The sequence below is a fragment of the Falsiroseomonas tokyonensis genome, assembly GCF_019024325.1.
Lineage (GTDB): Bacteria > Pseudomonadota > Alphaproteobacteria > Acetobacterales > Acetobacteraceae > Falsiroseomonas > Falsiroseomonas tokyonensis.
In genome coordinates, this window is sequence record NZ_JAFNJS010000011.1 from 96,789 (window position 1) to 122,157 (window position 25,369).

The 25,369-nt window shown below is 71.5% G+C and carries 24 protein-coding genes; 17 read left to right on the top strand and 7 right to left on the bottom strand.

The window, feature by feature from the left end:
* The first annotated feature begins 34 nt into the window (after window positions 1–34).
* From efp to upp, 7 genes are all read left to right on the top strand, one after another.
* Window positions 35–604, top strand: a complete 570-nt coding sequence (gene efp / locus J3S20_RS26210) for an elongation factor P (RefSeq protein WP_216839882.1) — start codon at window positions 35–37, stop codon at window positions 602–604.
* 153 nt (window positions 605–757) lie between these two features.
* Window positions 758–1,612, top strand: coding sequence for an inositol monophosphatase family protein (locus tag J3S20_RS26215; RefSeq protein ID WP_216839883.1), 855 nt, complete (start codon window positions 758–760; stop codon window positions 1,610–1,612).
* Window positions 1,613–1,707: 95 nt separating this feature from the next.
* Window positions 1,708–2,124, top strand: a complete 417-nt coding sequence (locus tag J3S20_RS26220) for an OmpA family protein (protein ID WP_216839884.1) — start codon at window positions 1,708–1,710, stop codon at window positions 2,122–2,124.
* 4 nt (window positions 2,125–2,128) lie between these two features.
* Entirely contained in the window at window positions 2,129–3,268 is a 1,140-nt protein-coding gene (locus J3S20_RS26225) for a flagellar motor protein MotA (protein WP_216839885.1), read from the top strand.
* A gap of 444 nt (window positions 3,269–3,712) precedes the next feature.
* Complete coding sequence (locus J3S20_RS26230) at window positions 3,713–5,566, top strand: peptidoglycan -binding protein (protein WP_216839888.1); 1,854 nt, start codon at window positions 3,713–3,715, stop codon at window positions 5,564–5,566.
* Entirely contained in the window at window positions 5,563–6,270 is a 708-nt protein-coding gene (locus tag J3S20_RS26235; RefSeq protein WP_216839889.1) for an MOSC domain-containing protein, read from the top strand. The genes J3S20_RS26230 and J3S20_RS26235 overlap by 4 nt, the downstream gene beginning before the upstream one ends.
* Before the next feature lie 25 nt (window positions 6,271–6,295).
* On the top strand, window positions 6,296–6,928 hold the full coding sequence (gene upp, locus J3S20_RS26240; RefSeq protein WP_216839890.1) for a uracil phosphoribosyltransferase: 633 nt from the start codon (window positions 6,296–6,298) through the stop codon (window positions 6,926–6,928).
* A gap of 4 nt (window positions 6,929–6,932) precedes the next feature.
* Here upp and J3S20_RS26245 read toward each other — a convergent pair whose 3' ends face one another.
* Window positions 6,933–7,265 carry a DUF1491 family protein gene (locus J3S20_RS26245; RefSeq protein ID WP_216839891.1) on the bottom strand — a complete coding sequence of 111 codons (333 nt, stop codon included), beginning with the start codon at window positions 7,263–7,265 and terminating at the stop codon, window positions 6,933–6,935.
* 66 nt (window positions 7,266–7,331) lie between these two features.
* Window positions 7,332–7,658, bottom strand: a complete 327-nt coding sequence (locus tag J3S20_RS26250; protein ID WP_216839892.1) for a hypothetical protein — start codon at window positions 7,656–7,658, stop codon at window positions 7,332–7,334.
* 237 nt (window positions 7,659–7,895) lie between these two features.
* Between J3S20_RS26250 and J3S20_RS26255 the strand changes: the two genes are divergently transcribed.
* Window positions 7,896–8,132, top strand: coding sequence for a hypothetical protein (locus tag J3S20_RS26255; RefSeq protein ID WP_216839893.1), 237 nt, complete (start codon window positions 7,896–7,898; stop codon window positions 8,130–8,132).
* A gap of 6 nt (window positions 8,133–8,138) precedes the next feature.
* On the opposite strand, the gene J3S20_RS26260 is transcribed toward J3S20_RS26255, so the two are convergent.
* Entirely contained in the window at window positions 8,139–8,729 is a 591-nt protein-coding gene (locus tag J3S20_RS26260) for a cytochrome b (protein ID WP_216839894.1), read from the bottom strand.
* Between the two features lie 73 nt (window positions 8,730–8,802).
* Here J3S20_RS26260 and J3S20_RS26265 point away from each other — a divergent pair, with 73 nt between their 5' ends.
* Window positions 8,803–9,738 carry a DUF429 domain-containing protein gene (locus J3S20_RS26265; protein WP_216839895.1) on the top strand — a complete coding sequence of 312 codons (936 nt, stop codon included), beginning with the start codon at window positions 8,803–8,805 and terminating at the stop codon, window positions 9,736–9,738.
* On the opposite strand, the gene J3S20_RS26270 is transcribed toward J3S20_RS26265, so the two are convergent.
* Both J3S20_RS26270 and J3S20_RS26275 read right to left on the bottom strand, forming a co-directional pair.
* A complete protein-coding gene (locus tag J3S20_RS26270) occupies window positions 9,720–10,703 on the bottom strand; it encodes a ketopantoate reductase family protein (RefSeq protein WP_216839897.1) in 984 nt (327 codons plus the stop codon). The two genes, J3S20_RS26265 and J3S20_RS26270, sit on opposite strands and share 19 nt — an antisense overlap.
* Window positions 10,700–11,875, bottom strand: a complete 1,176-nt coding sequence (locus tag J3S20_RS26275) for a M20 metallopeptidase family protein (protein WP_216839898.1) — start codon at window positions 11,873–11,875, stop codon at window positions 10,700–10,702. Before J3S20_RS26275 ends, J3S20_RS26270 begins: the two co-directional genes overlap by 4 nt.
* Before the next feature lie 153 nt (window positions 11,876–12,028).
* Here J3S20_RS26275 and J3S20_RS26280 point away from each other — a divergent pair, with 153 nt between their 5' ends.
* The 6 genes from J3S20_RS26280 (at window position 12,029) to J3S20_RS26305 (ending at window position 16,822) form a co-directional block, all read left to right on the top strand.
* Complete coding sequence (locus J3S20_RS26280) at window positions 12,029–13,021, top strand: Bug family tripartite tricarboxylate transporter substrate binding protein (protein WP_216839899.1); 993 nt, start codon at window positions 12,029–12,031, stop codon at window positions 13,019–13,021.
* Window positions 13,022–13,191: 170 nt separating this feature from the next.
* A complete protein-coding gene (locus tag J3S20_RS26285; protein WP_246603292.1) occupies window positions 13,192–13,731 on the top strand; it encodes a tripartite tricarboxylate transporter TctB family protein in 540 nt (179 codons plus the stop codon).
* A 13-nt stretch (window positions 13,732–13,744) separates the two neighbouring features.
* Entirely contained in the window at window positions 13,745–15,253 is a 1,509-nt protein-coding gene (locus J3S20_RS26290) for a tripartite tricarboxylate transporter permease (RefSeq protein ID WP_216839900.1), read from the top strand.
* Window positions 15,254–15,362: 109 nt separating this feature from the next.
* On the top strand, window positions 15,363–16,115 hold the full coding sequence (locus J3S20_RS26295; RefSeq protein ID WP_216839901.1) for an SDR family NAD(P)-dependent oxidoreductase: 753 nt from the start codon (window positions 15,363–15,365) through the stop codon (window positions 16,113–16,115).
* Window positions 16,116–16,184: 69 nt separating this feature from the next.
* A complete protein-coding gene (locus tag J3S20_RS26300) occupies window positions 16,185–16,667 on the top strand; it encodes a DUF1003 domain-containing protein (protein WP_216839902.1) in 483 nt (160 codons plus the stop codon).
* Window positions 16,664–16,822 carry a hypothetical protein gene (locus J3S20_RS26305; RefSeq protein ID WP_216839903.1) on the top strand — a complete coding sequence of 53 codons (159 nt, stop codon included), beginning with the start codon at window positions 16,664–16,666 and terminating at the stop codon, window positions 16,820–16,822. The genes J3S20_RS26300 and J3S20_RS26305 overlap by 4 nt, the downstream gene beginning before the upstream one ends.
* Window positions 16,823–16,826: 4 nt before the next feature.
* Here the strand turns inward: J3S20_RS26305 and J3S20_RS26310 are convergent, their stop codons facing one another.
* Window positions 16,827–17,777 carry a S1C family serine protease gene (locus J3S20_RS26310; protein ID WP_216839904.1) on the bottom strand — a complete coding sequence of 317 codons (951 nt, stop codon included), beginning with the start codon at window positions 17,775–17,777 and terminating at the stop codon, window positions 16,827–16,829.
* A gap of 108 nt (window positions 17,778–17,885) precedes the next feature.
* Here J3S20_RS26310 and J3S20_RS26315 point away from each other — a divergent pair, with 108 nt between their 5' ends.
* Together J3S20_RS26315 and J3S20_RS26320 are read left to right on the top strand one after the other, a co-directional pair.
* Window positions 17,886–19,451: a Na+/H+ antiporter gene (locus J3S20_RS26315; protein ID WP_216839905.1), complete on the top strand. Its 1,566-nt coding sequence runs from the start codon at window positions 17,886–17,888 to the stop codon at window positions 19,449–19,451.
* Window positions 19,448–23,947: a DUF4011 domain-containing protein gene (locus J3S20_RS26320; RefSeq protein WP_216839906.1), complete on the top strand. Its 4,500-nt coding sequence runs from the start codon at window positions 19,448–19,450 to the stop codon at window positions 23,945–23,947. The genes J3S20_RS26315 and J3S20_RS26320 overlap by 4 nt, the downstream gene beginning before the upstream one ends.
* On the opposite strand, the gene J3S20_RS26325 is transcribed toward J3S20_RS26320, so the two are convergent.
* Window positions 23,931–25,253 carry a TAXI family TRAP transporter solute-binding subunit gene (locus J3S20_RS26325; protein ID WP_216839907.1) on the bottom strand — a complete coding sequence of 441 codons (1,323 nt, stop codon included), beginning with the start codon at window positions 25,251–25,253 and terminating at the stop codon, window positions 23,931–23,933. The two genes, J3S20_RS26320 and J3S20_RS26325, sit on opposite strands and share 17 nt — an antisense overlap.
* Between the last annotated feature and the right edge of the window lie 116 nt (window positions 25,254–25,369).

Consider the following 25,369-nt stretch of genomic DNA (forward strand, 5'->3'; position numbering starts at 1 on the left):
CACATTCCCACCGCTCATTCAGGACTACCCCACCATGGCGAAGATGCAGGCCAACCAGATGCGTGCCGGCATGGTCATCGAGTTCGAGGGCCAGCGCTACACCATCATCCGCCAGAACATCATGATCCCGGGCAAGGGCAACGCGATCATCCAGGTGGACATGCGGAACATCAAGACCGGCGCCAAGAAGGACCAGCGCTGGCGCACCGCGGATACGGTCGAGCGTCTGCAGACCGAGGACAAGGAGTTCACCTTCTCCTACGCCGAGGGCGACATGATCGTCCTGATGGACCCGGAGACCTACGAGCAGACCCAGGTGCCGAAGGATATCCTCGGCGAGCGCCTGCCCTTCCTGGTCGAGAACATGACCGTCGGCGTGCGCCTGATCGAGGGCGAGCCCGTCGCCATGACGCTGCCCGAGCAGGTGACGCTGGAAGTGGTCGAGGCCGACCCCGTCGTGAAGGGCCAGACCGCCACCAGCAGCTACAAGCCCGCCGTGCTGTCCAACGGCGTGAAGACCATGGTGCCGCCCTTCATCACCGTCGGCGAGAAGATCGTGGTGAAGACGGAAGACGGTTCGTACTACGAACGCGCCAAGAGCTAAGACCAAAGCCTAACCTGCTCCCGGAAGCCCCCCTCACCCGCTTCGGCTAGGCGCTGCGCGCCGAGCCTGCGCGACCCTCTCCCCCCAAGCAGGGGGAGAGGGCTCTGGGGGGCCTCCCAAGACCTGCTCATTCATTCCGGAATCGCTGCCCCCATGGCCGTCTCGCCCCGCCTCTCCCCCGCCATGTCGGTCCTCCAGGCCGCGATGCAGAAGGCGGCCCGCCGCCTGCTGCGGGACTTCGCCGATGTCGAATCCCTGCAGGTCACCGCCAAGGGCGCCGGCGATTTCGTCAGCCAGGCGGACCTGCGCGCCGAACAGACGCTGCGCGAGGAACTGTCCCGCGGCCGCCCCGGCTGGGGCTTCCTGATGGAGGAGTCCGGCCAGTCCGGCAATGACGACTGGGAATGGCGCTGGGTGGTCGACCCGCTCGACGGCACCACCAACTTCCTGCACGGCATCCCGCACTGGGCGATCTCGGTCGGCGTCGAGAAGCGCACCGGCGAAAACACCTCCGAACTCATGGCCGGCTGCATCTACAACCCCGCCGGCAACGAGATGTTCTGGGCCGAGAAGGGCATGGGCGCCTTCCTCAACGACAAGCGCCTGCGCGTCTCCGCCCGCCGCGACATGGGCAGCGCCCTGTTCGCCACCGGCATCCCCTTCGGCAAGATCACCCGCAAGGCCGAATTCAGCGCGACCCTGGCGCGCCTGATGCCGCAGGTGGCGGGCGTCCGCCGCTTCGGCGCCGCGGCGCTGGACCTCGCCTGGGTCGCGGCCGGCCGCTATGACGGCTTCTGGGAGCTCGGCCTGAACAAGTGGGACATCGCGGCCGGCCTGGTCATCGTGAAGGAGGCCGGCGGCTTCCTCTCCGACCCCGCCGGCGGCGAAACCCATTACGAGACCGGCGACGTGGTCTGCGGCAACCAGGCGCTGCACCCGAAGCTGCGGGAAGTGGTGGCGGAAGGCATCGCCGCCGCCCAGGCGCATCGCGCCGCCGCCGCCGGCTGAACCGGCGGGGTCCGTGAGAAGATATTGAAACCAGGGCCAAAACCTGGATCGGATGATTCCCACCGCGGGGCGATTGCTTTAGCCTCCGCGGCAGAATGATGCGCCGCACCCTCCTCGCCGCCCTGCTGCTGCCGCTCGCCAGCCCCCTGGTGGCCCCCTTGGCGGCGGGCCAGCCGCTGCCCGAAAGCCCGGACGGCGGCTGGCGGCTCGGCTTCGCGCGCGGCGAGGCGACGCTGGACGCCACCGCCCGCCAGACCATCGCAAGCCTCGCCCCGCACCTCGCCGCGCTGGATCGCGGGCGCATCACCATCACCGCCCAGGCCAGCGGCCCGGCCGACGACGCCTCCATCGCCCGCCGCCTCTCCCTCGCCCGCGCCCGCGCGGTGCGAGACGCGCTGGTGGAAGCGGGCGTGGAGCCGACGCGCATCGACCTCCGCAGCCTCGGCCTGCTGGACCCGCCCGCGGATGCCGCGGACATCCTCCCCCCGGGCCTGCCCCGGAACACCAGGTAGACGCATGACCAGCCCGACCGCCTACCTCTGGCGCATGCTCGCCTTCCTCGCGGCGGTCGCGGTGCTGGTCGGGCTGCTCGCCGGCGAACTCACCACCGCCTTCGCCGCCAACCCGATGCTGAACGGCGTCATCGCCGTGGTGCTGCTGCTCGGCATCGCCTGGAACATCCGCCAGGTGCTGGTGCTGACCGCCGAAGTCGAATGGCTGGAAGCCTTCCGCAACCCGGTCCCCGGCGCCCCCTCCCGCAAGCCGCCCCGCCTGCTCGCCGCCATGGCCAGCATGCTCGCCGGCCGCCGCTCCGAACGCCTCTCGCTCTCGGCCATGGCGATGCGCAGCGTGCTGGACGGCATCTCCTCCCGCCTCGACGAAAGCCGCGAACTCTCGCGCTACGGCACCGGGCTGCTGATCTTCCTCGGCTTGCTTGGCACCTTCTGGGGGCTGCTGATGACCATCAGCGCAGTCTCCGACGTGATCGGCGGCATGTCCGTGGGCTCCGGCGACATCAACGCCCTGTTCAACCAGCTGAAGACCGGCCTGGCGCAGCCGCTGCGCGGCATGTCCATCGCCTTCTCCTCCTCCATGCTCGGCCTGGCCGGCGCCCTGGTGCTGGGCTTCCTCGACCTCACCGCCGGGCAGGCGCAGAACCGCTTCTACTCCGAACTCGAGGACTGGCTCGCCAGCGCCACGCGCCTGTCGTCCGGCGCGCTCGGCGGCGACGGCGAAGGCTCCATGCCGGCCTATGTCCAGGCCCTGCTCGAACAATCCGCCGAGAACATGGAAGAACTCCAGCGCGCCATCAGCCGCGGGGAGGAAGGCCGCGCCCAGGCCAACCAGGCGCTGATGACCCTCACCGAACGCCTCTCCATCCTCGCCGACCAGATGCGCGCCTCCCAGGTCCTGATGACCCGCATGGCCGAAAACCAGGCCCAGCTCGCCCCCACACTGAACCGCCTGGCCGAGACCAACGCCCAAGGCGCCCTCGACGACGCCTCCCGCGGCCACATCCGCAACCAGGAACTCTACCTCGCCCGCATCCTGGAAGAGATGACCCAAGGCCGCATGCAAGCCACCACCGAAATCCGCAACGAAATCAAAATCCTCGCCCGCACCATCGCCGCCCTGGCGGAAGAACCGCCGCGATGAGGGGGGAGGTTGGCGCGGGTTACTTGCAGGGGGCGCTGCCCCCTGCACCCCCGCCAAAGGGACAGTGGTCCCTTTGGAATCCCGTTAAGGGGCAGGAGGGAGGAGGGGCCGGCGGTCCCGCACCATCCGCGCGCCCGCTGAGCCCCTCCTCCCTCCTGCCCCTCATCCCTGGGTTCGAAGGGGCCACTGCCCCTTCGCGGGAGGGTGCAGGGAGGGCAGCGCCCTCCCTGCGAACCACCCAGCACCACCTCTCCCCCTCACCGCGACGGTCCTAGCGCCATGGCGATCGGGGGGCGCAGGCGACGGGGTGGGGGGGGATTGGATGCTTGGCCGGGGTATGTGGATGCGTTGTCCACCCTGCTCATGGTCATCATTTTCGTCCTGTTGGTGTTTGTCCTGGGGCAGGGGTTTTTGTCGGTCGCCTTGTCGTCGCGGGACAGGGCTTTGGATCGGTTGAACCGGCAGGTCAGTGAGTTGTCGGAGTTGTTGTCGCTGGAGCGCGGCCAGGCGGAGGAGTTGCGGGCTTCGCTGGGTCGGGTGAGTGACGAGTTGCGGACGGCGATTGCGGCGCGGGATTCGGCCTTGGCGGGTTTGTCGGGGTTGCGGGAGGAGCGGGATCGGCTGGTGGGGGAGCGGGATGCCGCGCGGGCCGAGCGGTCCCGGCTTTCGGCCCGGCTGGCGGATCTGGAGTTGTCGGCGCGGGACGGCTCGGCGCGGATCGCGGAGCTGGAGGGGCGGCTGGCGGAGGCGCAGGCGCGGGCCGAGGCGGCGGGCGGGGATACCGCGCGCACGGTGCGCACGCTGACCGATGCGCAGCGCCTGCTGGCGGCGGAGCGTGCGGCGCTGGAGGCGGTACGGCGGGACCTGGAGGTGGCGCGGGGCGAGGTGCAGGCCCTGGGCCGCGATCTGGCCGGAGAGCAGCAGGCGCGTGGCGCGGCCGAGCGGGGCCTGGCGGAGACGCAGGCGGCGCGCGCGGCGACGGAGCGGGAGCTGGTGGAGTTGCGGGCGCTGACGGCGCAGCAGCTGGAGGCGCGGCGGCGTGAGGCGGAGGGGCTGGCGCGGGAGCTGTCGGCGGCGCGGACCAGCCTTCAGGCGGCGCAGCGAGACGCGCAGGCGCTGAACCGCGACCTGGCGGCGGAGCGTGCGGCGGGGCGTGCCGCGCAGCAGGATCTGGCGGCGCGGCAGCGGGAGGCCGAGGCGCTGGCCGCGCAGCTTGCGGAGGCACGGGCGAGCCTGGAGGCGGCGCGGCGCGACGTGGCGGCGCTGCGGGCGGAGGCGGCGCGGCTGGACCAGACGGTGACGGCGGATCGCGCGACGATCCAGGCGCGGCTGTCCGACATCGCCCGGCTGACCACGCAGATCCAGGGGCTGGAGGCCCTGCGCGCGCAGCTGGAGCGTCAGGCGGAGCAGGCCCTGGCGCGGGCGGGGGACGAGGCGCAGCAGCGGGCGGCGGCGGATGCGGCGCGGCGGGAGGCGCTGGAGCTGCTGGGCCAGGCCAATGCCCGCGCCGCCCAGGCCGAGCAGGGCCGTGCCGCGGCCGCGCAATTGGCGAGCGAGGCCGGGCGCCGGGCGGCGGAGGAGGAGCGCCGGCGCGCGGCGGCGGAGGCCCAGGCCGGCGAATATGGCCGGCTCTCCGAAAGCGCCCGCGTGCAGGTGGCGCTGCTGACCCGGCAGTTGGAGGCGCTGCGCAGCGAGTTGGCCCGCGTCGCCGCGGCGCTGGAGGCAGCGGAGGATTCGGGGCGCGACAAGGATGCGCAGATCGTCGCCCTCGGCCAGCGGCTGAATGTGGCTTTGGCGGCGCGGGTGGAGGAGTTGCAGCGCTACCGCTCCGACTTCTTCGGCCGGCTGCGCCAGGTGCTGGGCGATCGGCCGGAGGTGCGGATCGTCGGGGACCGCTTCGTCTTCCAGTCGGAGGTGCTGTTCCCGGTCGGCTCGGCGGAGATGTCGCCGGCCGGGCAGCAGCAGATTCGCGATATCGGCCAGGTGCTGCTGGACCTGGCGCGGCAGTTCCCGCGCGACCTGGGCTGGATCCTGCGCGTCGATGGCCATGCCGATCGCAGCCCCATCCGCGCCGGCGGCCGCTTCGCCAGCAACTGGGAATTGTCGGCGGCGCGGGCGATTGCGGTGGCGCGGCTGCTGATCGAGTCCGGCCTGCCCGCCAATCGCGTGGCCGCGGTGGCCTTCGGCGATACCCAGCCGCTGGAGGATAGCGAGACGCCGGAGGCCATGGCGCGCAACCGCCGGATCGAGCTGCGGCTGGAACCGGCCCCCACCGGCAGCGCGGGAGCAGCCCGATGAGCAGTGTGGTCGGCAAGGTGGTGGGCCTCGCCCGCTTCCCGGTGAAGTCCATGGCCGGCGAGGCGATGCCGGCGATGGAACTGCAATGGCGAGGCCTGGCGGGGGACCGCGAATACGGCTTCGTGCAGCAGGGCCATCACGGCCACTTCCCCTGGCTGACGGGGCGGGAGCTGTCCGGGATGGTCCGCTACCAGCCGCGCTATCTGCAGCCGGAGGATCCGCGGCGTTCGCCGGTGGCGGTGGTGGCGCCGGATGGCGCGGTCTTCGACCTGAAGGACGCTGCCCTGGCCGACCGGCTTTCGACGGAGTCCGGCAAACCTTCCGCGCTGCTGCATGTCGGGCGCGGCGTCTTCGATTCCATGCCGGTTTCCGTCATCACCACACGCAGCCTGGCGCTGCTGGAGACGCTGCATGGCGCGGCGCTGGATGCGCGCCGCTTCCGCATCAACATCCTGGTGGAGAGCGAGGCGCCGGATGCCGAATGGGCCGGCCGCGTGCTGGAATTCGGCGATGGCGCGCAATTGCTGCTGGCGGAGGGCGCGCCGCGCTGCGCCATGGTCACCATCTGCCCGGAGACCGCGGCGCGGGACCCGCGCGTGCTGCGCAGCGTGGCGCAGCATTTCGACAACCGCCTTGGCATGTATGCCGCGCCGGCCAGGCTGGGCATGATCCGGCTGGGCGATACGGTGCGCCTGTTCGATTGATGGCCTTTTCCTTCCGGATCTTCCCATGACCCAGCTGCATGTCGTTGACCACGCGCTGCTCGCCCATCGCCTGGCCGAGCTGCGCGATGCCGCCACCCCCTCCCCCCGCTTTCGCCGGCTGCTGGCCGAGATCGGCGCCATCCTGACGCTGGAGGCGACGCGCGCCTTGCCCAGCCGCACCGCCCGCATCACCACGCCGCTGATGGAGATGGATCACCAGGTTCTGGCGGCGCCCGAGCCGGTGCTGGTGGCGGTGCTGCGCGCGGGCCTCGGGCTGATGGAGGGCGGCATGCAGGTGCTGCCGGAGGCCCCCGTCGGCCATGTCGGCCTGGTGCGGGACGAGCACACGCTGAAGCCCAGCCAATACATGCTGCGCATGCCGCCCGAGGTGCGCTCGCGCGGCGCCATCCTGTTCGACCCGATGCTGGCCACCGGCGGCAGCGCGGTGGCGGCGGTGCAGCGGGTGAAGGAGGCCGGGGCGCCGAGCCTGCGCTTCGTCTGCGTGGTGGCGGCGCCGGAGGGCGTGGCGCGGCTTTCCGCCGCGCATCCGGACGTGCCGATCTACACCGCCGCGCTGGATGAGAAGCTGGACCATCGCGGCTTCATCGTGCCGGGTCTCGGCGATGCCGGGGACCGCTGCTTCGGTACGGTCGAATAGGGACTCAGATCAGCCTGGCCTCGAAGGGCGGCTTGAGGTCGGGCGCGTCGAATTCGACCACCCAGAGATCCGGGTCGCGCCGCACCTGGCGCTCGACATAGGCATCGGCCGCCTGCTGGTCCACCGGCACGGTGCCGGTGCCGCGCATCCAGGCCGGGCGGCCTTCCGCGTCGCGGACCTGGGACAGCACCACCATCGCATCCCGCGCCCGCAGCACGCACAGAATGCCGCCGCTATCGGGGTCGCCCTTGCGCAGCACGGCGCCGGCGCGACCGGCGATATCGGACAGCCGCAGGGCCATCGAAACCCAGATGCCGGCCTTTACCTTTGGATCCATGCGCGGATACTCGGCGGATGGCCTTGCGTGCGCAAGCCCGGGCGGGCGGGGCGAGTGCACCCGTGCTCAATTCGGCGGGCCGGAGCAGGAGGGGTGGAAGGTCGTGCCGCCGAGATAGACCTCGACATTGCGGCTGTTCCCCGGGGTGATGCTGTAGCTGGGTGCGCAGATCCACGTATAGCCGAAGCCATTGAAGGCGCGGGCGACGAAGGTGATGGCTTTCCGTCCGAAGGTCGGCGCGGGTTCGGTGAGGCAATGCCGCCGGCCGATCGGCAGGGTGAGATTCGGGCTGCCATTGAACAGCTGGATATCCGCGACATAGCCGCCCTGCTGGTTGATGCAGACGACCAGCTGATGCGGATTGGCCTGCGCCTGCACGCTGAGAGGCAGCATTGGAAGCAAAGCCACGACCGCCATTGAAATGACCCGCATGTTCGGCACCCCGTTATTTTCTGCCCCGAGTATGAGGCTGGCGCTTCGGCAACGTCCACGGCATGGCGACAATGGCAGCCATTGCTTTTTCCTACTGCCGCCACAACAGGGGTTACAGGATCGCCGCAGCCCGGATGGCGGCATCTTGCGAAGCGGCGCCCGCCGCGCCATTGACGGTGCGGACGGAGAGACCTCGCCATGGCGAAGAAGCAGGACCTGAAGACCCCGGAACTGACCGAGGCGCAGCGCGCCTATGAGGCGCGCCGCGCGGCCAAGGCTGGCATGAGTCTCGACAAGTGGCTGGCCGAAAAGGCCAGGCGCGCCCGTGCCGAGGATACCGCCGCCAAGCTGGCCGAGGCCGCGAAGGCCAAGGAGCCGGAGAAGAAGGGCTGGTTCGGCCGCATCCTGGACCGCGCCCACAAGCCGCTGAAGTAGCGCGCCTCACAACATCCGCAGCAGCGTGCCGTCGCGGCGCAGCGCGTGATGGTAGATGGCCCCGCCGATATGGGCGGCGAGCAGCAGGGGAAAGGCCCAGCCCAGCAGGCTGTGCCCCCAATGCAGCACCCCCGCCAGGCCGGGCGCGGCTTCCATGAACTTCGGCAGGTCGATGAAGCCGAGGAAGGCGGTCTGCCCCTGCAGCGGGAAGCCGTAGGCATTGGTGGTCAGGAAGCCCAGAACCGGCTGCAGGATCAGCGCGGCATAAAGCGCATGATGCACCATCGCCGCCGCCCGGCGCTGCACTTCCGGGATGTGGGGCGGCAGGGCCGGCGGCGGGCTGATGCCGCGCCAGGCCAGCCGCGCCACCGCCAGCCCCAGGATCAGCAGGCCGAGGCTTTCATGCAGCGCGTAGAAGGGCATCTTGGCGTCATCCTTCATGAAGCGGATGACAAGGCCGGTGGACAAGGCGGCGAAAAGCAACGGCACCGTCAGCCAGTGGAACCACTTGGCCGTGCGCGAATACTGGCCGTCCGGATGCAGCGCATCCTGCCCCCGGACTGGTGCCTGTAGCGGTGACGCGCCGATCCCTTCCATTGTCCCGAATTCTCCCCTGCCCTGCGCCATTATGGCATGAGGCAGGCGCGCCCATGGAAGCGAAACCGGGACGATGATCGCAGCCCACGCGGATTGGAGCCTGGCGCCGGCGAAACGCTGGATGGCCGTGGCGGAACGCGCGGGCGGAAGCTGGCGGGCGGAAGCACCGCGGCCGGTGGGCGATACCGCGCAGTTGCTGCCGCGGTTGCTGTCCAGCGGCCAGCCGGTGGCGCTGGGGCTCGATCTGCCGCTCGGCGTGCCGCGGGATTGGGCTGCGGCGCGGCCGGAGCCGGATTTTCCGAGCTTCCTGGCCGGGCTGGCGCAAGACCCCGGCTTCTTCTGCGTCGCCGCGACGCTGGACCAGGTCTCGCCCGCGCGGCCCTTCTACCCGGCGCGCGGCATCAAGGGGATGACGCGGGCGGCGCATGCGGCGGCGCTGGGGCTGGCGGGCGCGGCCTCCCTCTCCCGCCTCTGTGACCGGGCGACGGCGCTGCGCCCGGCGGGGGCGCCGGTCTTCTGGACGCTGGGCGCCAACCAGTCCGGCAAGGCCGCCATCGCCGCCTGGCGCGACTGGATCGCGCCCGCGCTGGCCGCCGGCGCGCCGATCGCGCTCTGGCCCTTCGCGGGGCCGCTGCACGGGCTGCTGGCCTCGGGGCGTATCACGCTGGCCGAGGTCTATCCGGCGGAGGCGCTGCGCCAGCTGGGCCTCAAGCTTTCCGGCAGCAAGCGGGTGCAGGCGCCGCGGCGGGCGATGGCCGAAGCGCTACGGGCAGCCATGGCGCGGCTGCGTGTGACACCCTCCCCTGCGCTCGCCGCCGCCATCGCCGATGGTTTTGGCGCCGATGCGGCGGGTGAAGACCGGCTGGACTGCGTGCTCGGCCTGCTCGCGCTGATCGCCGTGCTGGACGGCGCCCAGCCCGACCACATCCCGGACGATCCCTGGATCCGCCGCTGGGAGGGATGGGTGCTGGGCCAGACCGAGATGCCGCGTCAGGTGATCTCGGGATAGAGCCCCGCGGCGCGCGCCGCCTGCTTTGCCAGCGCCACCAGCAGGTCGAGCTGCGGCGTCGGCGTGCCGGTCAGCCGCGCCAGGTGCAGCGGGGTGGCGAACAGGCTCTCGATCTCCATCGGCCGGCCGAGCTCGAGGTCCTGCAGGATGGAGGGCTTGTGCGCCATGTTTGCGCCGGCCACGCGCGCCACATGCGAATCCGGCAGCGTGACGCCGAGGGCCGCCGCGATCGCCTGCGCCTCCTGCGCGCTGCGCCGCGCGGCGTCCCGCAGCAGCGGGTCCGCGAAACTGTCGCGCACGCCGCGGCGCGTCAGCACGCAGATCGGACCGTTGCCGAGATTGCCTAGCAGCTTGGCCCAGACCTCGAGCCGGATCTCCGGCGTCACCGGAGACGGCATGCCGCCCGCCTCCAGCACCGCGGAGATCGCCTTGGCACGGTCGCTGATGCGGCCATCGGGTTCGCCGAGGATGACGCGGATATTGCCGTGTTCGGAATGCACGACGCCGGGCGAGACGACCTCGCTCGCGGAGTAGACCACGCCGCCGATGGTGCGCGGCAGGCCCACCGCCTTCTCCAGCGCGCCACCGGGATCGACGGCGGGCAGCCGCATGTCGCGATGCGGGCCGGCGTGTCCGAGAAAATACCACCAGGGAATGCCGTTCATGACGAAGGCGACGGCGGTATCGGATTTCAGCAAGGGCGCGATGCTGGCTGCGACATCGGGCAGCGCCGGCGCTTTCACTGTGACGATCACCGCATCCTGCGGCCCGAGTTCGCGCGGATCAGCACTCGCCTTCGGGCGGCTGTGATGCGTGCCGTCATGCGCCTGCACGGTCAGGCCATTCGATTGGATGGCGGCGAGATGCGCGCCGCGCGCGACCAGCGAAACATCCGCCCCGCCGCGCGCCAGCCGCCCTGCGATATGGCCGCCGATCGCGCCGGCGCCATAGACGCAGATCCTCATGCCAGGATCTCCCATGTCGCGCGGGCCAGCGCCTGCACGCCGTTGCCGATGCAGGCCTCGTCCGGCTGATAGAAGGCATTGTGCAAACGGTCGTCGCGCCCCGGCGCGCCGCTGCCGATGCGCAGATGGAAGGCCGGCGCGCGCGCGGCGAATTCGGAAAAGTCCTCGGAGCCCATGGAGGCCTCGCCCTCGTCGATCACCTCGCCGAATTGCGCGCGCACGGCGGCCAGCACCGGCGCCATCACCCGGTCCTCGTTCACCAGCGGGGGCACCATGCGCTGGTAGTCGAGTGAACACGCCACGCGCATCGATGTCTGCAGGCCATCGGCCAGGCGGCGGATCGCGGCTTCGGCCGTGTTGCGCGCGGCCTCGTGCAACGTGCGCACCGTACCCTTCAGATGCACGCGTTCGGGAATGATGTTGTAGGTGGTGCCGCCCTGGAAGGCGCCGATGGTGACGACGGCCGGATGCAGCGGCTTCACCTCCCGGCTCACCACCGTCTGCACCTGGCCGACGAAGGCGCTGGCGGCGACGATGGGATCGACGGCGGCATAGGGATGCGCGGCATGGCCGGACTTGCCGCGGATGACGAGGTCGAAGCGATCGGAGGCGGCGAGGCAGGCGCCGCGCGCGAAGCCGAAGCGGCCGACCGGCAGGTCGGGCTGGTTGTGAAAGCCGAGCGCGATGTCGATTTCCTCCGCCGCGCCATCGGCGATCATGGCGGCCGCGCCCTGCAGCACTTCCTCGGCCGGCTGGAAGATCAGCCGCACGCGGCCGGAGAGATGCGGCGCGAGATCCTTCAGGATCGAAGCAATGCCCAGCAGGGTCGCGGTATGGATGTCATGCCCGCAGGCATGCATTTTCCCGTTGTTGCGGCTGGCGAAATCGAGACCGGTTTCCTCATGGATCGGTAGCGCGTCCATATCGGCGCGAATCGCCAGGGTCGGGCCCGGGCGGCCGCCCTCGATGGTGCCGACCACGCCGGTGCCGCCGACGCCGGTGCGATGCGGAATGCCGAGACGCGCGAGTTCCGCGGCAACGATGCCCGCGGTGCGTGTCTCCTCGAAGGCCAGTTCGGGATGCGCGTGCAGGTCTCGCCGGATCGCGACCAAGCCAGGCGCGATCCGCGCGGCTTCTTCCCGGATCAGACGCTCCGGATCATTGATGCGCATGCACCCTCGCTCCACGCAATTTTCGTGGCGACATGGTAGGTGAAGATGTCTTCATCACAAAGCACCCGGCTTGCCGGGCCAGGAAACCTCGTGCGATAGGCACGCCAAGATTTGTCGTGTCATAGGCACGCGAAGATTTTCGGGGGGATATCCATGACGGGACGATTGACGCGCCGCGCCATTGCCGCCGGCACCCTCATCGCTGGTGCCTCGCTGCTCACCGCGCCGCGCCCGCTGCGGGCGCAGGGCTTTCCCTCCGGCCCGATCCGTCTCGTCGTTCCCTTCGCGCCTGGTGGCAGCACCGATCTCACCGCGCGGCTGGTGGCCGATGGGCTGGGCCAGCGGCTGGGCGTGCCGGTGGTGGTCGAGAACCGCCCGGGCGCCGGTGCCACCACGGGCAGCCAGACGGTGGCCGATGCGGCGCCGGACGGCCAGACCCTGGTGATGAGCAATATCGCCAGCCACGCCATCAGCCCGGCGCTCTACGGCAATCTGCGCTACGACCCGGTGCGGTCCTTCACCCATATCGCCATGGTCATCACCAACCCCTCCGTCTGGGTGGTGAACCCGCGCAGCGAGATCGCGAATCTGGCGGATCTGGTGCGGGCGGCGAAGGCGAAGCCGGGCGGGCTGGACATGGCCTCCTCCGGCGCCGGCTCCTCCAACCACCTGCTGCTGGTGCGCTTCTCGGAGCTCGCCGGCATCGAGCATACCCACATCCCCTTCCGCGGCGCCGGCCCGGCGATGACGGCGGTGATCGCGGGCCAGGTGCCGATGATGTCGGACAGCCTGCCCTCCGCCGCCGCGCATATTCGCCAGGGCAGCGTCCGCGCCATCGCCATCAGCAGCGCCCAGCGCCACCCGGCCTTCCCGGATGTGCCGACCTTCCGCGAGCAGGGCTTCGATCTGTCCAGCACCTCCTGGTTCGCGCTCTCCGGCCCCGCCGGCATGCCGGCGCCGGTGGTGGAGCGGCTGCACCGGGAGACCATGGCGGTGATCGCCAGCCCGGAAAGCCGCCAGCGCTTCGCCGAGCTGGGCGGCACGCCGGGCGACATGACCCCGGCCCAGTTCACCACCTTCGTGGCGGAGGAAGTGGCACGATGGGCGCCGGTTGTGCGCGCTTCGGGTGCGACGCCGGCATCATGAACGTTTTGTAATGCTCTAGAGGAATGTCCGGACATCTCGCAGTTGGCGAGGCCGTCGCGGATGACTAGGGTTCGCAAGGACCAGGCCGCCGGCGCAAGCCGGCGGTTCGTCGTGTCCGGCGAATTTCGTACCCGATCGCTGGCCTGGGGCCGGTGGCGGGGCGGCCAAGAATGCGGCGCCGCGGCCCCAGGGCGGCGGCGCCGGTGTGGATCATCAAGACTTGTCCCCGCGGCGGGGCGGGCAGCAACGAGGTGCGGATGAAGATCAACGCGAAAGACCTGGCGGCGGGGCTGGTACTCCTGGCCTTCGCGGTCGCGGGCTTGTGGCTCAACCTGGATCACACGCTGGGCACCGCCCGGCGGATGGGCCCCGGCTACATGCCCATGCTGGCCTTCGGCCTGCTCCTCTTCATCAGCCTGATCGTGCTGGGCATGGCGCTGTTCAACGGGCCGGATCCGCTGGAACGCTGGGCCTGGCGCGAGTTGTTCCTGATCCTGGCCGCCATCTGCGTCTTCGGCCTGATCCTGGAGAAGGCCGGACTGATCGTGAGCCTGGTGGTGACCATTGCCATCTCCAGCTTCGCCGACCGAACGCATAGGCCGCTCGGCGTGCTAGGACTGGCTGCCTTCCTCGTCGCCCTGTGCTGGCTGGTCTTCATCTACTGGCTGGATATCCGCATTCCGGTCTGGCCGACCTATTTCGGCCCCTGAGGGATAACGATCCATGGAAACCCTTTTCACGAACCTCGCCCTCGGGTTCAGCGTCGCCTTCAGCTTCGAGAACCTGATCTTCGCGCTGCTGGGCGCCTTCATCGGCACCGCCATCGGCGTGCTGCCGGGCATCGGCCCGGTGGCGACCATCTCGCTGCTGCTGCCGATCACCTTCGGCATGTCGCCGACCACCGCCATCATCATGCTCGCCGGCATCTACTACGGCGCGCAGTACGGCGGCTCGACCACCGCCATCCTGCTGAACCTGCCCGGTGAGGTCAGTTCGGTGGTGACGGTGATCGAGGGCTACAAGATGGCCCGCAACGGCCGCGCCGGCGCGGCGCTCTGCACCGCGGCACTGGGCAGCTTCTTCGCCGGCTCCGTCGCCACGGTGGTGGTCGCGGCCTCCGGCCCGCTGCTGACCTCCGTCGCCCTGTCCTTCGGCCCCGCCGACTACTTCTCCCTGATGTTCCTCGGCCTGATCATCTCCGCCGTTCTGGCGCAGGGCTCCATCGTCAAGGGCATCGGCATGGTGGTGCTGGGCGTGGGCCTGGGCCTGGTCGGCACCGACGTGCAGACCGGCCAGCAGCGCTTCACCTTCGGCGTGCCGGAACTCTCCGACGGCGTCGGCTTCGTCGCCATCGCCATGGGCATGTTCGGCATCGCCGAGATCATCTTGAACTTGGAACGCCCCGAATCGCGCAACGTGCTGACCAACAAGGTCGGCAGCCTTTACCTGACGCGGGAGGAGTTCCGCCGCGCCGTTCCCTCCGTGCTGCGCGGCACCGTGCTGGGCACCGTGCTGGGAATCCTGCCGGGCGGCGGCGCCTCGCTCTCCGCTTTCGGCTCCTACATGGTGGAGCGGAAAGTCTCGAAGAACCGGCACCTGTTCGGCACCGGGGCGATCGAGGGCGTGGCCGGGCCCGAGGCCGCGAACAATGCGGCGGCGCAGTCCAGCTTCATCCCGCTGCTGACGCTGGGCATCCCGGCCAATGCCGTGATGGCGCTGATGGTCGGCGCGCTGATCATCCAGGGCATCCAGCCGGGGCCTCGCATGGTGGAAGCCCAGCCGGACCTGTTCTGGGGCCTGATCTGCTCCATGTGGGTCGGCAACCTGATGCTGCTGGTCATCAACCTGCCGATGATCGGCATGTGGGTGAAGCTGCTGGAAGTGCCCTATCGCCACCTCTACCCGGCGATCATGGTGTTCTGCGCCATCGGCATCTACTCCATCAACAACAACGTCTTCGACGTCTACCTGATGGTTCTGTTCGGCCTGTTCGGCTATCTCTGCTCCAAGCTGAAGCTGGAAGGCGCGCCGCTGCTGATCGGCTTCGTGCTCGGCCCGATGATGGAGGAACACCTCCGCCGCGCCATGCTGCTGTCCCGCGGCGACGTGATGGTGTTCATCGAGCGGCCGATCTCCGCCTCGATGCTCGCCATCGCCGCCATCGCCCTGCTGGCGATGCTGCTGCCGGGCCTGCGGTCCGGCAAGGAAAAGGCAATGGCAGAGGGCGGCTGACGCCCCTAAGCCAGAGGATCCAGGAAGGGGCCGCTCCGCAATGGGCGGCCTCTTTCGTTTGTGCGGGTCCGGACGCACCCTGCGCCCCACACGCATGGAGTCGCCCCGCATGGACCTGCAACTGACGGGCAAGGTCGCCCTGGTCACCGGCGCCTCCGCCGGCCTCGGCCGCAGCATCGCCCGCCTGCTGGCGGAGGAAGGCTGCAAGCTGGCGCTGCTGGCCCGGCGCATGAACCGGCTGGAGGATTTCGCCGCCACCCTGCCCGCCTCCGCCGAACCCCTGCTGTTGCCCGAGGATGTGACGGACCCGACGGCGGCGGAACGCACGCGGGATGCCGTGCTGGCCCGCTTCGGCCGCTGCGACATCCTGGTGAACAACGCCGGCGGCAGCCGCCCGCAGCCGGATCTGGGGCCGGAGGAGGTCTGGCAGGAATCGATGGAGCTGAACTTCCATGCCGGCCGCCGCATGGCGCACGCCATCATCCCGGCCATGCAGGCCAACAAATTCGGCCGCATCGTCAACATCACCGGCAGCGACGAGCCGCACATCATCAACGCCGCCAATGCCCCGAATGGCGCCGTCCATATCTGGGCCAAGGCGTTGTCCCGCCAGCTCGGGCGGGATGGCATCACGGTGAATTCCGTGCCGCCCGGGCGGCTTCGCTCCGAACAGATCGACGCCCGCATCCTGCCGAGCGAGGCAGCCCGCCAGGAATGGGCGGCGAAGGAAGTGCCGGTCGGCTTCATCGGAGAGCCGGACGACCTCGGCGTGCTGGTGACCTTCCTGTGTTCCCCGCGCGCCCGCTACATCACCGGCCAGGTGGTGCATGTGGATGGTGGCACGCACCGCTTCAGCCACTGACCTGCGCAGGGCGCGGGGCCGGGCTGGCGCGGCGGGTGTAGGGTTCCGCCGGCCGCAGGATCAACGCCCATGTCCCACCCCACGCATATCCGCCGCACCATCGCCCGCGCCAAGCAGCGCCGGCGCAAGGCGCCGGTCCCGCTCAGCCTGGCCGACCGGCTGGCCGATGCGGTGGCGGCCAGGGTGGGGTCCTGGCGCTTCATCCTGATCCAGTCCGGCCTGCTGGGCGTCTGGATCCTGGCCAATGCGCTGATCGGCTCCGAGGCCTGGGACCCCTACCCCTTCATCCTGCTCAACCTCGTCCTGTCCTTCCAGGCTGCCTATACGGCGCCCATCATCATGATGAGCCAGAACCGGCAATCGGATCTCGACCGCGACCGTTCCGTGGCGGATTATCAGGTGAACCTGCGGGCCGAGGCGGAGATCGCCCTGCTGCATGAAAAGCTGGACCTGATGCGCGAACGGCAGATGGTCGAGATCACCGATATGCTGCGCCGCGCGCTGCAGCGGATCGAGACGCTGGAGGCCGGGCGGGAAGGAGAGCCGAAATGAGCCTGCTTCTGCGCGGCCTGCTGGTCGCGGCCGGTGCCGTAACCGCGCTTTTCGTGGCACGGGACGCGCCGAATTTCGCGGTGGTGGAGGGCATGGTCGCGGTGGTCATCATCGCGGCCATCGTCCTGGTGCTGGCGCTGACCCGGAAGCGGTAGCCCCTCACCCCCGTTCCGCCGGCACCACCTGCATCCGCCGCAGATCGCCCCGGCGTAGCACCACCGCCTCCGCCGCCTGGCCAACCCGCTCCCCGGTCAGCCAGCGCAGCAGGTCGTCCACGCCGGCCACCTGCTGGCCGCCGATCGAGACCAGCAGGTCGCCGCGCTCCAGCCCCGCACGATCCGCCGGTCCGCCCTTCACGACATCCCCCACCAGCAGCGCGGTCGCCTGCGCCAGGCCATGGGCGCGGGCGAAGCGCCGCGGCACCGCCTCCCGCTGCCCGGTCAGGCCGAGCACCGCGCGCCGCACCCGGCCGAAGCGCACCAGCTGGCCCAGCACCAGCCGCGCGGTATTGGCGGCCACCGCGAAGCACAGCCCCTGCGCGCCGCCGATCATCGCCGTGCTGATGCCGATGACGCGGCCCTGGCTGTCCACCAGCGCGCCGCCGGAATTCCCGGGGTTCAGCGCCGCATCGGTCTGGATCAGGTCCTCGATCGGCCGCCCGCCGCGCCCGGCCAGGCTCCGCCCCAGCGCGCTGACCACGCCGGCGGTGACGGTGGAGGAAAAGCCGAGCGGATTGCCGATGGCCACCGCCACCTGCCCCACCCGCAGCGCGGCGCTGTCGCCAAGCTCGGCCGCCGGCAGCGCGGCATCCGATTCGGCGCGCAGCAAGGCGAGGTCGGTATCCGGGTCGTCGCCCAGCAGCCGCGCGGCGAATCGCGCGCCCTCCGGCGTGGTCAGCTCGATTCGCGTCGCACCGGCCACCACATGGCTGTTCGTCAGCACCAGCCCGTCCGGGGAGACGACGACGCCGGACCCGCTGCCGCGGCCACGCGCGCCCTCGATGGCGACATGCACGACCGCCGGCGCGGCGCGGGCGGCGGCGCGGGTGACGGCGAGGGAATAGGCATCCAGCAGGTCCGGATCCTGCAGGGGTATCGGGGCGTCCAGCATCGGGAAGATCCTTTCGCCTCCCAAAATGGGAAGCCCCTGCGCGCCGCCCAAGGGCCCCGCGAAACCGGCGCTTGCCAGCCCGGCCCGCAGACCGGATAGGCTGGCGTCATGGAGATCGTGCAGGCCGTTCTGGCCCTCATCGCGGCCTGTATCGGCTTCGCGCTGCTCGCGCGGCGGCTGAACCTGCCCTATGCCGTCATCCTGGTGGTGGGCGGCATGGTGCTGGCCTTCATCCCCGGCCTGCCCAGCGTCACGCTGGACCCGGAACTGGCGCTGGCCTTCTTCCTGCCACCGCTGCTGCAGGCCAGCGCCTGGCGCACGGACTGGCGCGCCTTCCGCGCCAATCTCCGGCCCATCCTGTTCCTGGCGGTGGGCGCCGTGCTGTTCAGCGCGCTCTGCATCGCGGTCGTCGCCAAGCTGCTGATCCCTGATCTGCCCTGGGCGGCCGCCGTGGCGCTGGGCGCCATCGTGGCACCGCCGGATGCGGTGGCCGCCGCCGCGGTGCTGGCCCGTCTGCCCATGCCGCGCCGCCTGGTGACGGTGCTGGAGGGTGAGAGCCTGGTGAATGACGCGACGGCGCTGGTGCTCTATCGCTTCGCCATCGCGGCGGTGGCCGCCGGCGGCATCGCGCTGGAACAGGCCGTCGCCTCCTTCTTCCTGGTGGCGGTGGGCGGCATCCTGATGGGGCTGGCCATCGGCTGGCTCGCCGCTTGGGCCTTCCGCCGGCTGGAGGATACGCTGCTGGAAATCGCCGCCAGCTTCGTCGCCTGCTTCGCCAGCTTCTTCGCGGCGGAGGCGCTGAACCTGTCCGGCGTCATCGCCGTGGTCAGCACCGGCCTCATCATGGGCCAGCTGCAGCATCGCGTGCTGCGGCCGGACAGCCGGATCAGCGCGCGCGCGGTCTGGAACTTCGTGGAATTCGTGCTGACCAGCCTGGTCTTCATCCTGGTCGGGCTGCAGCTGCGCGGCATCCTGGACCGGATCTCGGCCCATGGGGTGCTGGAGCTGGCGGGGCTGGCGCTGGCGCTGTCCGCGACGCTGATCCTCAGCCGGTTCCTCTGGGTCTTTCCCTCCGCTTTGGTGCCGCGCGTGCTGCCGGGGCCGCGGGAGGGGCGGCGGACGGCGCCCTTCGGGCATCTGGTGGTGATCTCCTGGGCCGGGATGCGCGGCGTGGTCTCGCTGGCCGCGGCGCTGGCCCTGCCGCTGGATTTCCCGCAGCGCGACCTGCTGGTCTTCCTCGCCTTCTGCGCCATCCTGGCGACGCTGGTGCTGCAGGGCACGACGCTGAAATGGGTGATCCGCCGCTTCGGCGTGACGGAACCGCGCGTGGCGGGCATGGGGCCGGAGGAAGCCGCCGCCCGCCGCCACGTCGCCCAGGCGACGCTGGCCGAGGTGGAGCAGCGCGCCGAGGATATCCTGGAAGGCGCCGTGGCGCGCGACCTCGTCAGTGAGTTCCGCGAAAGGGCGCGGGTCTATCACGGCGTCGCCGCCGGCTCCGGCCAGGCGGAGCTGGAGGCGCGGATGCGCATTCGCCTCGCCGCGCTGCGCGCCGGCCGGCGTGCGCTGCTGGAGCAGCATAGGATTGGCGCGGTGAACGACATGATGCTGGCCACGCTGGAGCATGAGATGGACCTCGAGGAGCTGCGCATCCAGCGCCTGCTCGGCACCCGATGACCCTGCTGGCGGATCAGTTGGAGGCCGCGCGGCGCGGCCTGCTCGACCTCTCCACCCGCAACCGGCTGTTGTCGCTGCCGAAGCCCGGCCGGTCCCGCGGCGTGCTGCTGCTGGATGACGAGGATGCGGATTTCGTCCTGGCCGCCCTGGCCGAAGGCCGCGCCTTCGGCTTCGAGGCGGTGGCCGATGCACCGGAAGCCCCACCCCGCCGCGGCCGCCGCGCCGTGCGGGTGGACGGCGTCGGCATGGCCGATGCAGCGCAGAGCCGGGAGGAGGCGCGCCGTGACAACCGCCTGCGCGCCCGCCTGCCGCAGGAGGACCTAGCCCGGCGCCTGCGCGACCTGATGCAGGATGCGCGCACGGCGCGGGAGGAGACGGGCATCGCCACCCTCTCCCTCGCCCTCGGCGCCCTGGCCTGGCGCGATCCGGCGACGCCGGAGACCGAGCGCCTGGCACCGCTCGCGCTGCTGCCGGTGGTGCTGGAGCGCCAGGGCGTCTCGCAGCAATACCGGCTGCGCGCGGCGGGCGGCGAGGTGGAGGAGAATCTCTCGCTCCGCCAGAAGCTGCTTTCAGAATTCCGCGTCGAACTGCCGCCCTTCCCAGAGGAGGGATTCGCGGTCGCCGCCTGGGCGGAGGCGGTGCGCGGCGCGATCGGCGCGCGCGAGGGCTGGCGGGTCGAGGCCGATTCGCTCGCCGTGGGCCTGTTCTCCTTCCAGAAATTCCTGATGTGGCGGGACCTGGACCCCGCCGTGAATCCCGGCCTGCTGGAGCACGGCATGATCCGCGCTTTGGTGGGCGGCGAAGCGCTGGAAGGCGCCGTGCCCTTGGACGCGGAGGCCGATGTGGATGCGGCGATCCCGGTGGAACGCCTCGACCACGTCATGGAGATGGATGGCAGCCAGGCCCTGGCGGCGGAGGCGGTGCGCCTCGGCGCGCAGGCCGCGGCCGGCCATGTGGTGATCCAGGGGCCGCCGGGCACGGGCAAGAGCCAGACCATCGCCACCATCATCGCCCAGGCCGTGCTGGATGGGCGCACCGTGCTCTTCGTCGCCGAAAAACTGGCGGCGCTGGAGGTGGTGGAGCGCCGCCTCGCCCAGGTGGGACTCGGACCCGCCTGCCTGGAACTGCATGCGGAGAAGCAATCGAAGCGCGCCGTGCTGGACGAGTTGCGCGCGACGCTGGCCGCGCCGCCGGTGCCGATGCCGGATCGCGCGCCGGTGCTGCGCCGGCTGGGCACGCTGCGCGGCCGGCTGAACGCGCATGCCCGCGCCATGGGCGCGGCGGTGGGGGAAAGCGGCCGGCCGCTGCATGCGGTGGTGGGGCGGCTCGCGGCGCGGCGCGCCCAAGGCGCCCCGCCCGCCGGCTTCACGCTGCCGGCGGGAGATTGGGATGCCGCCCGGATCGCCGCGGCGCGCGCGGCGGTGGCGGAACTCGCCGCCTGCGCCGCGGCGGGACCGGGCAGCATCTGGCGCGGCGTCGGCACGGAGATCCAGCCGATGGCGCAGGACCGTCTGCTGGCGCGGCTGCCGGCGCTGATTCGCGCGCTGACCGCGGGCGCCACCGCGTTGGCCCCGGCCGCCATGGTGCTGTCCGAGCCGGGACCGGCCGGCGCCGAGCTGCTGCTGACGCTTTCCGCCGCCATCGCCGCTGCGCCGGCCCATGACGCGGCGGCGCTGTCCCAACCTGCCTGGGCGGCGGAGCCGGCGCCACTCGCCGCCCTGGCCGAGGCCACCGCCAGGCTGCAGGCCGCGCAGCGCGATGCGCGGCTGCTGCCCGGCGCGTTGCAGGCGCGGGGCCTGGCCGAAGCCCGCGCCACCCTGGCCGAGGGCGGCGGCTTCTTCGCCTTCCTTTCCTCGACCCAGCGCGCCGCCAAGGCGCTGGCAGCAGCGGTGGTGGCGCCGGGGGCGGAGGTGCTGCCCACGCTGGACGCCGCGCTGGCCGGTCAGTCCGCCGCCCGCGCCCTGGTGCAGGGCGAGACCACCGGTCGCGCCGCCTTCGGCACGCTCTGGGGCGATGCGCCGGCCATGGCCGCGCTGGTCGACTGGCGCGCGCGGCATGGCGCGGAGGCCGCCGCGGCGCTGGCGGCCGGCATGCCGGTGCTGGAGGCCGCGCCGATCCAGGCCGCGCTCGACGCCTTAACCGAATTGTCCGAGGCCACCGCGCTCGACCTGCCCGCCGCCTTCGGCGCCGAGGACCCGCCGCTGGGCCAGATCGCGGCCCGGCTCGGCGACTGGGCCGCGCAGCCGGAGGCGCTGACGCCCTGGCTCGCCTGGCGCCGCGCGGTGCAGGCGGCGGGGCCGGACCTGGCGCCGGTGGTTGCGCGGCTGGCCGACGTCAGCCTGCCGCCGGACCAGGCCGCGGAGGCGCTGGAGGATGCGCTGGACGAGGCGCTGCTGAAGGCAGCTATGCGCGCCGACCCGGCGCTGGCCGCCTTCGACGGCGCCGGCTTCGACCGGCTCCTCGCCGATTTCGCCGAAGCCGATGCGGCGCGCATCGCTTTGGCGCGGCGGGAGGCCGCCGCCACCCATTCGGCCGCGCTCGCACGGGTGCGCGACATGCCCGGCCACCGCCTGCTTCTGGGCGAGTTCGAAAAGAAGCGCGGCCACCTGCCCGTGCGCGAACTTCTGGTGCGCGCCGGCAATGCCGTGCAGGCGGCCAAGCCGGTGTTCCTGATGTCGCCGCTTTCCGTCGCGCAGCTGCTGGCGCCGCCGCATGGCCTGAAGCCGGGCCTGAGCTTCGACCTGCTGGTGATGGACGAGGCCTCGCAGATCGAGCCCGTCGATGCGCTGGGCGCCATCGCGCGCAGCCGCCAGGTGGTGGTGGTCGGCGACGACAAGCAGATGCCGCCGACGCGTTTCTTCCAGCGCATGACCTCCGAGGAGGAGATGCCGGAGGAGGACGACGCGACGGAGACGGTCGCGGCGCGGGAGGTCGAGAGCATCCTGGGCCTGGCCAATGCGCGCGGCGTGCCCAACGTGATGCTGCGCTGGCACTATCGCAGCCGGCACGAGAGCCTGATCGCCACCAGCAATGCCGCATTCTACGGCGGAAGGCTGGTGGTGCTGCCCTCCCCCCGCGGCCGATCCCCGGCGCTCGGCCTGTCGCTGGTGAAGGTCGCCGGCGAATGGCAGGCGGGCGCCGGCGTGAACCGGGCGGAGGCGCAGGCGGTGGCGGAAGCCGTGCTGCGCCATGCGAAGGAAACGCCACAGCAGACGCTGGGCGTCGCCGCCTTCTCGCTGCGCCAGCGCGACGCGATCCTGGACGCGGTGGAGGCGCTGCGCCGCCAGGACGATTCCGCGGAAGGCTTCTTCACCGCGCATCCGCACGAGCCCTTCTTCGTGAAGAACCTCGAAAACGTACAGGGCGACGAGCGCGACGCCATCTTCATCAGCGTCGGCTATGCGCCCGGCGCCGATGGCAAGCTCGCCATGCGCTTCGGCCCGCTTTCCGCCGAGGGCGGCGAGCGCCGGCTGAACGTGCTGATCACCCGCGCCAAGACGCGCTGCGTCGTCTTCTCCGGCATCACCGCGGAGGACATCGACCTGTCGCGCGCCAGCGGCGCCGGCGTTGCCGCGCTGAAGACCTTCTTGCAGTTCGCCGAATCCGGCGAGGATCGGCGCGCCACCGGCAGCGAGGCGACGGCGCCGCTGTCCCGCCTCATTGCCGAGGAAATCAGCGCGGCCGGCATGCAGCCGGTGGCGCGCGTCGGCAGCGCAGGCCTCTTCCTTGATGTCGCGGCGCGGCGGGAGGGTGACTATGTGCTGGGCGTCGAGGCCGATGCCGCGGATTGGGCCTCGCTGCGCGGCGCGCGCGATCGCGACAATGGCCGCGCCGCCGCCCTCGGCCGCATGGGCTGGCGGCTGCACCGGGCCTGGAGCCTCGCCTGGCTGCAGCGGCCGGAGGCGGAGCGGGACAGGCTGCGCGCCGCGCTCGGCGTGGCGCCGCCGGCCGCCGCCGCCGCGCCCGCAAGCCCCGATCCGGGACTGGCGCCACCCTATGCGGAAGCCGCGCCGGCCAAGCCGGCCCAGGACATCGCCGCCGCCACCGCCGCCCAGCTGCGCGCCTTGCTGGCCGAGATCATCAGCGTGGAACAGCCGGTGCATGGCGAGGCGGTGCTGGAACGCGCGCGCATGGTGTTCGGGCAGGACACGCTCTCCGCCAGCGACCGCAGCGCCCTGACCCAGGCGCTGCGCCTGGCCGCGCAGCTGGAAGGCGTGGCGGAGGCCGCCGGCTTCTGGACGGCGGAGGGCGCCGGCCCCGTACAGCCGCGCGACCGCCGCGCCGCCGCCCAGCATCTGCGCCGCGCCGCCCTGCTGCCGCCGGCCGAGGTGGAGGCCGCGGCGCGCGCGCTGCTCACCGCCCTGCCCGGCTCGACGGAGGCGGAGCTGGTGGCCGGCGTGGTGCGGCTGCTGGGGCTGGAAGCCGCCGCCGCGCCCGCCATCGCGGCGCGCATCGCGGCGCTGGTCGGTGCCGGGGTGCTCAGCCCCTCGGGCTGAGTCGCTCGCGCAGCCAGGCCATGTCGCGGCGCAGCGCGTAGAACTGGCGGCCATAGGCGGCGGGCACCGACAGTTTCTGCAGCTTCGCCTCCAGCCCGTTGAGGCGCGCCAGCAGCGCGTCGCGCGCCGGCGGATCGGCGGCGCGCGGCAGCGCCTCCTCGATCCCGCGCAGGTCGTCGTAGTAGCGGTAGATGCGGCTTTCCATCTGCCAGGTGTAGAGCGGCGGGGCGAAACGGATCAGCGGCAGCGCCAGGGTCAGCAGCGGGATCAGCAGCACCCACATCCGCTCCACCGTCACCGCCACCCAGAAGGGCATCCAGCTCTGCAGGAAGGTGGGGCCGCTCTGGTACCAGCGCGCGGCGTCGCGGTGCAGCGGCACATCCGGGTTGAGCGCGGAGGGGAAGCGCCCCTCCGGCGCGAAGCTCTGCCGGCCGCGATGCTCGGCCTGCAGGATGCGGATGAACAGGCTGACCAGCTGCGGATGCACATCCGCCTTGGCGAGCAGGGAGGCCGCGGGCGCCAGCAGCACCACATCCTCCGTCGGCAGGTCGAGCGCGAGCGAGAAGCCGCTGCGCGGCAGTTCCACCGGCGTGACATAGGGCAGCAGGCGGGCATAGGCGGCCGCGCGGGTTTCGAAATCCACCAGCTCCACCCGCTCCGTCGCCGTCATCAGGCGGGAGATGGCCGGGCCAGGCTCCGCCGCGACGAAGACCGCTGCATCCAGCTGCCCGGCCAGCAGCGCCTCCGCCGCCTGGATGCCGGAAAGCGGCGAGGCCACGTAGCTGTCGGGCGACACGGCATTCACCTCCAGCAGCGCCAGCGCCAGGGCGCGGGTGCCGCTGCCCTCCGGCCCCATGGCGATGCGCGCTCCGTTCAGCTGCTGCAGCCGCTGCCGGCCGCTGTCGCGGCGCACGAAGACCCAGACGGGTTCGAAGAAGACGGCGCCCAGCGAGACCAGGCGCACCTCGTCGCTGTTGCGCGCGCCCTGCGCGGCGGCGGCCGGCGCGGCCACGGCGACGCCGGCCTGCACCAGCGCGAAATCGACCTTTCCTTGCCGCAGCAGTGCCAGGTTCTCCACGCTGCCCTGGCTTTCCACCAGCTCCACCGTGAAATCCTCGGCCCGCAGCGCCGCCGCATAGCGCTGCGTGGCGCGCGCATAGGCGCTGTCCGGGCCAGGTCCGGTGGCGATGCGCAGCAGCTGCGGCGGCGGCGGGGCGACGAAGCGATAGGCGACGGCAAGCCCTGCCGCGACCAGCACCACGATCAGGCCCCAGGTGCGCAGGAAGGTGATGATGATGGCCCACATGTTCCCGCAACGGATCAGCCGGGCCGCGGTTCGCCCGGACGTCGCGATTCCGTGCGCGACGCGATGCTGCCACGGCGTTGCAACCATTTCACGGCATGTCGCGTTGGACCGTCACC

Excerpts from the sequence above, each read along its gene's own strand:
- J3S20_RS26235 (WP_216839889.1), top strand. The coding sequence starts at position 5,563 with ATGAGCAGTGTGGTCGGCAAGGTGGTGGGCCTCGCCCGCTTCCCGGTG.
- efp (WP_216839882.1), top strand. The coding sequence starts at position 35 with ATGGCGAAGATGCAGGCCAACCAGATGCGTGCCGGCATGGTCATCGAG.
- upp (WP_216839890.1), top strand. The coding sequence starts at position 6,296 with ATGACCCAGCTGCATGTCGTTGACCACGCGCTGCTCGCCCATCGCCTG.
- J3S20_RS26260 (WP_216839894.1), bottom strand. The coding sequence starts at position 8,729 with ATGGAAGGGATCGGCGCGTCACCGCTACAGGCACCAGTCCGGGGGCAG.
- J3S20_RS26285 (WP_246603292.1), top strand. The coding sequence starts at position 13,192 with ATGCGGCGCCGCGGCCCCAGGGCGGCGGCGCCGGTGTGGATCATCAAG.
- J3S20_RS26320 (WP_216839906.1), top strand. The coding sequence starts at position 19,448 with ATGACCCTGCTGGCGGATCAGTTGGAGGCCGCGCGGCGCGGCCTGCTC.
- J3S20_RS26220 (WP_216839884.1), top strand. The coding sequence starts at position 1,708 with ATGATGCGCCGCACCCTCCTCGCCGCCCTGCTGCTGCCGCTCGCCAGC.
- J3S20_RS26270 (WP_216839897.1), bottom strand. The coding sequence starts at position 10,703 with ATGAGGATCTGCGTCTATGGCGCCGGCGCGATCGGCGGCCATATCGCA.
- J3S20_RS26295 (WP_216839901.1), top strand. The coding sequence starts at position 15,363 with ATGGACCTGCAACTGACGGGCAAGGTCGCCCTGGTCACCGGCGCCTCC.
- J3S20_RS26225 (WP_216839885.1), top strand. The coding sequence starts at position 2,129 with ATGACCAGCCCGACCGCCTACCTCTGGCGCATGCTCGCCTTCCTCGCG.
- J3S20_RS26215 (WP_216839883.1), top strand. The coding sequence starts at position 758 with ATGGCCGTCTCGCCCCGCCTCTCCCCCGCCATGTCGGTCCTCCAGGCC.
- J3S20_RS26290 (WP_216839900.1), top strand. The coding sequence starts at position 13,745 with ATGGAAACCCTTTTCACGAACCTCGCCCTCGGGTTCAGCGTCGCCTTC.
- J3S20_RS26325 (WP_216839907.1), bottom strand. The coding sequence starts at position 25,253 with ATGTGGGCCATCATCATCACCTTCCTGCGCACCTGGGGCCTGATCGTG.
- J3S20_RS26250 (WP_216839892.1), bottom strand. The coding sequence starts at position 7,658 with ATGCTGCCTCTCAGCGTGCAGGCGCAGGCCAATCCGCATCAGCTGGTC.
- J3S20_RS26305 (WP_216839903.1), top strand. The coding sequence starts at position 16,664 with ATGAGCCTGCTTCTGCGCGGCCTGCTGGTCGCGGCCGGTGCCGTAACC.
- J3S20_RS26245 (WP_216839891.1), bottom strand. The coding sequence starts at position 7,265 with ATGGATCCAAAGGTAAAGGCCGGCATCTGGGTTTCGATGGCCCTGCGG.
- J3S20_RS26280 (WP_216839899.1), top strand. The coding sequence starts at position 12,029 with ATGACGGGACGATTGACGCGCCGCGCCATTGCCGCCGGCACCCTCATC.
- J3S20_RS26275 (WP_216839898.1), bottom strand. The coding sequence starts at position 11,875 with ATGCGCATCAATGATCCGGAGCGTCTGATCCGGGAAGAAGCCGCGCGG.
- J3S20_RS26300 (WP_216839902.1), top strand. The coding sequence starts at position 16,185 with ATGTCCCACCCCACGCATATCCGCCGCACCATCGCCCGCGCCAAGCAG.
- J3S20_RS26315 (WP_216839905.1), top strand. The coding sequence starts at position 17,886 with ATGGAGATCGTGCAGGCCGTTCTGGCCCTCATCGCGGCCTGTATCGGC.
- J3S20_RS26310 (WP_216839904.1), bottom strand. The coding sequence starts at position 17,777 with ATGCTGGACGCCCCGATACCCCTGCAGGATCCGGACCTGCTGGATGCC.
- J3S20_RS26265 (WP_216839895.1), top strand. The coding sequence starts at position 8,803 with ATGATCGCAGCCCACGCGGATTGGAGCCTGGCGCCGGCGAAACGCTGG.
- J3S20_RS26255 (WP_216839893.1), top strand. The coding sequence starts at position 7,896 with ATGGCGAAGAAGCAGGACCTGAAGACCCCGGAACTGACCGAGGCGCAG.